Raw genomic sequence first — 3,796 nt, 5'->3', positions numbered from 1 at the left:
GATTAAGACGCGTACATGAGTCACAAACGCCTCCAATAGAGCATTTGCAATAGGTCCTTCCCCCGCTATCCCTGATTTAATTCCATGTGCAAGAGAAGTGAGCATCCATATTTCATAATACAGGTGATCGGATACCTCTTGAAGGTCTTGATCTGTTCGTTTTTCCCTTGGCATATAATTTTTTAGATACCTAACTAATAACTATACAGAAATAATTCTGTATAACGTTTAAATACTGAAAAGATTTCGTGTGGAGGCTTCAAAACAGATGGAAAAAATGCAGAATAATGATAAGTAACAACTTTCTAGACCAACATTAAAATCCAGTCCAGAAGTAGAGCAGAATCAACAATAAATTTGAATTCAGAATATATTTAGAAGGGGAAAAAAGTCAAGAGTTTTTCTTATTCATTTTGCTTACTTATCCCCTTTTGCTTTTTAGGTATTGGGCGAGTGAGCAAGGATATTTGTCATTTAAGTTTTGTCATTTGGATTTAGCTGTCTGGGGGTGTCCTTCTTTGTTGCCTTTCTTGGACAAGCAAGAAAGGTAAAATTATAGTCTTTGCATTTATCACTCCTCCAGAAACCACTCCTTTAGCTCCTCATCATAATAAATATTGTATGTTTCATCAGTTTCTGTTTTTACCATAAATCTTCTTATTCTTCTTCTGTCCAGGTCTTCTTCTTTTGTCATGGATATGATTTCCTTAATTGTATATTTTTTATCATTGAGAATGAAAGAGTTTGGCCTTTGGTCACTGATATAGCCTGAGTAGGCATCAACTTTTATCGGGATTCCCTTTATGTCCAGTCTTCTAATAACCCCTTCTATGAGCTGCCCGGTATTTTTTAATCCCTCTTTATCAAGGAGAATGGGGGTATCCTTTGATGTATGGATAAATCTCGATTTTTTTGAGATGGAATAGAGGCTTGCGGCCTTAAGATTTTTATAAGAAAAGGAGATATGGTCCATAAGAAGGCCAGGAAGAAATGGAATATAGCTTAGCTTTATCTTTCTTTCTTTTGATATTTCTCTCATAAGAGATGTAAGCTCTTTATCTTTTTTCTTGGAAAGGGAAACCATTATCCTGTTATTTATTGCAGCATCGAGATTTAAAAAGAGGTCTTTATCTTGATTGAGCTTGGAAAGATATCTGTTCAAAAAGGCTGATGCGCCGATAAGAGCATGTTCCTCTGCACCAGTAAAGAGAAGAGAAACACCTATATTTTTTGTAGGATTTTTTTTAAGGATTTCCGCGAGCTCTAAGAGAATTCCAATTGATGAGGCATTGTCAAGACTCCCGGCCGATTTATTTTCTGTTCGGAGAAAAAGAAGGGGCAAAAGACAGATAACAGAAAAAATGGTGAGGATATTCAGAGCATGATAAATATCTATTACTTCTGGTTTGAGATAGAAAGAGATATATAAAAAACTAGAAAGAATCAAAGAGATGACCAGAAACAGAGTTATCAATGCTCTGGCAGGAAGGGAGATATTTTGGCTCTTGGAGTCATGATGGGCAATGAGAAAGAGTCTTTTTTTACGAGAACTCATCTTTTCATTTAAGGAAGCAACAATATTTTCTGTTTTTATACCTCTCTTTTTTCTGTGGAAGAGATCTGAATGAGATATAAAAAGCCATATCCTAAGAGAAAAGATGAAACAGAGGGCAGTTAAAAGGGTGATGGCACTGCAAAGAATTGGTATTGAGAAGAAAAGAAGCCTTGAGATAATTATAAGAAAAAGAGCTAAAAAAACCAAAGTCCGAAGCAGAAGCCAGGGTGTGAGGGGGATGAAGAATTCCTCTTCCTTAACATCCCATCCTATCTCCTTTAATTTATTCTTTATATAATCTACAGCTTTTTTTTCACCAGAGGAGCCAGGAAGACGGGGTATAGAGATATTTTTTGCATGGCTAAGTGCTTTTTCTCCTGAAAAAATAGTCATTAACCTCAACTCTCTTTAAGAACGGGATAAGGGTTTATTTCTTTGATTTGATGCTTACAATGATTACAGAAGGATTTCACTTTTCTATCTGTATCCTTTATGCTGTTAGAAAATGTCATAATGCATGTTGGGTTTTTGCAGTGTAAGACCCCATAGGCATGTCCCAGCTCGTGAATAGCCTCTTTAAGAGTCCTTTCATAAAAAATTTCTTTATTCTCTTTTAAATCATAGAACTCCTGTCTCATTCGGGATAATGAGATAATGGCTGTTTTTCCACTGATCGTTGATTCTCCAAATATAAAATTATACTCTTCAACATAGAGATCAACATCAATGATCCCCAGTAACTTTTGATAATCTCCAGGGATTTTTTTTAGTTCATCCATTATCATTGTGGAGTTATACTGGTCTCTATTGGGATTAAAGGAAGCAAGGGGTATTTCTATATTTTGGCCCAATTCTATTTCAGGGACGAACAGGTTTTCCAACTCAACCTTTAAAAAATTTGGTATGGATGCATCAATTTGACCTATGCTTGATAGAGATATCTTTTGCATAGAGGATTTTTCCTAACAGGTGAGATGTAGAGCAGCCACTACTTTTTCTTTATCGCAGAGTTGGTTAAAGAGCCTGCATGCCTCCTCTGTTTTTTTTGAGATAAGCCTGATCCCCTTTGATTCGATAAATCTTTTTGTCTCGGGTAATATTTTCAATATTCCAGACATTCCTGTTCCTACGATTAATGTATCAGGAGAAGCTTCAATAATATCGGTAATATCCTCTATATTCAAGGCGTGTCCTTCCTTTCTCCACCAATGAGAATCAATCCTTTGAGGATAGATGATAAGGTCTGATGTAAATTTCTTACCATCGATTTTGATTTCACCGAAGCTGTATGATTCAATCACAGGATTTTTCCTCCAAACCCCTCTTTTCAAAAATGAAGTAATGTATTAATTTTCCCTCTTTCAGATATTTTTTTTCATAAAGGCTCTGATCACGATTATCAAGCTTATTGACATAGCTTTTTTCATTAGAATCAAAAAGAGTATTACCGCTTTTAAAGATATTTTTAAATCCGGGATGGTCTTCAAAAGATTTTAGGATAACAGGGACATATCCTTCAAAATCTGTAGCAATATTTACTCTCCCTTTTTCTTTAAGAAGGGGATACAACGTATCAATAAATGTAGGGTTGACAAATCTTCTCTTCCAATGCCTCCTCTTTGGCCAGGGGTCAGGAAAGTTAATATAAACCTCCTGTATTTCATTGGGATGGAAGAAATTCTTCAGGACAAAAAGGATTTCAAATGGGATGAGCCTGACATTGGCAAGACCCATGTTCTGTATTTTCTTTTTTGTCTTTCTTAAACCCTTTTTATAGATTTCAATTCCAAGGAAATTCTTATCTGGGTTTGCTCTTGCCATCTCAGCGAGAAAGTGACCCTTTCCAGAACCCATATCAACAATGACTGGATTTGGGTTATGAAAGACCTCTTCCCACTTTTTTCTCTTTTCTAATATATCAATGGTCAAGTCTAATTCGATATCCAGAATATTCATTTTTTTTAGAAAATTTTAATTGATTATAGCTGATATTTCAGAGATCTGTCTTCTTGTGGGATCATCTTGAGAAATTGATCCAGGGCCTACAGGGACAATAGCAACCGGTCTGAGATGCTCAGGAATATTCAAAGCTCTCTTTGCCTTTTCTTCATCAAAGGCACCAACCCAACAACTCCCGTATCCTAATGCTGTTGTAGCGATAAGGAGGTTTTCAACAGCAGCTGCAGTATCCTGAATACAGAAAAGAGTTCTTCCTCTTTCACCATAAGACGTGGCTGAGAT

Annotated in this window: 5 protein-coding genes; all 5 read right to left on the bottom strand. The window is 36.0% G+C overall.

Annotation, left to right across the window (positions count from 1 at the left end):
• Positions 1-571: 571 nt before the first annotated feature.
• Positions 572-1,948, bottom strand: a complete 1,377-nt coding sequence (locus VMW81_09055) for a M28 family peptidase (protein ID HUU51089.1) — start codon at positions 1,946-1,948, stop codon at positions 572-574.
• Between the two features lie 5 nt (positions 1,949-1,953).
• Positions 1,954-2,505, bottom strand: a complete 552-nt coding sequence (locus tag VMW81_09050) for an archaemetzincin family Zn-dependent metalloprotease (GenBank protein ID HUU51088.1) — start codon at positions 2,503-2,505, stop codon at positions 1,954-1,956.
• A gap of 12 nt (positions 2,506-2,517) precedes the next feature.
• Positions 2,518-2,856: an MTH938/NDUFAF3 family protein gene (locus VMW81_09045; protein HUU51087.1), complete on the bottom strand. Its 339-nt coding sequence runs from the start codon at positions 2,854-2,856 to the stop codon at positions 2,518-2,520.
• Positions 2,849-3,511 (bottom strand): tRNA (guanosine(46)-N7)-methyltransferase TrmB, encoded by a 663-nt coding sequence (gene trmB, locus VMW81_09040; protein HUU51086.1) that lies wholly within the window; start codon positions 3,509-3,511, stop codon positions 2,849-2,851. The genes VMW81_09045 and trmB overlap by 8 nt, the downstream gene beginning before the upstream one ends.
• Before the next feature lie 15 nt (positions 3,512-3,526).
• Positions 3,527-3,796 (bottom strand): nitroreductase family protein (locus VMW81_09035; protein ID HUU51085.1); only part of this gene is annotated, 270 nt, incomplete at its 5' end.

It is taken from the genome of Nitrospinota bacterium, assembly GCA_035528715.1.
Lineage (GTDB): Bacteria > JADFOP01 > JADFOP01 > DATKYB01 > DATKYB01 > DATKYB01.
Note: the sequence above shows the minus strand (reverse complement) of the source record. Positions and strands in the feature narration are given on the sequence as shown.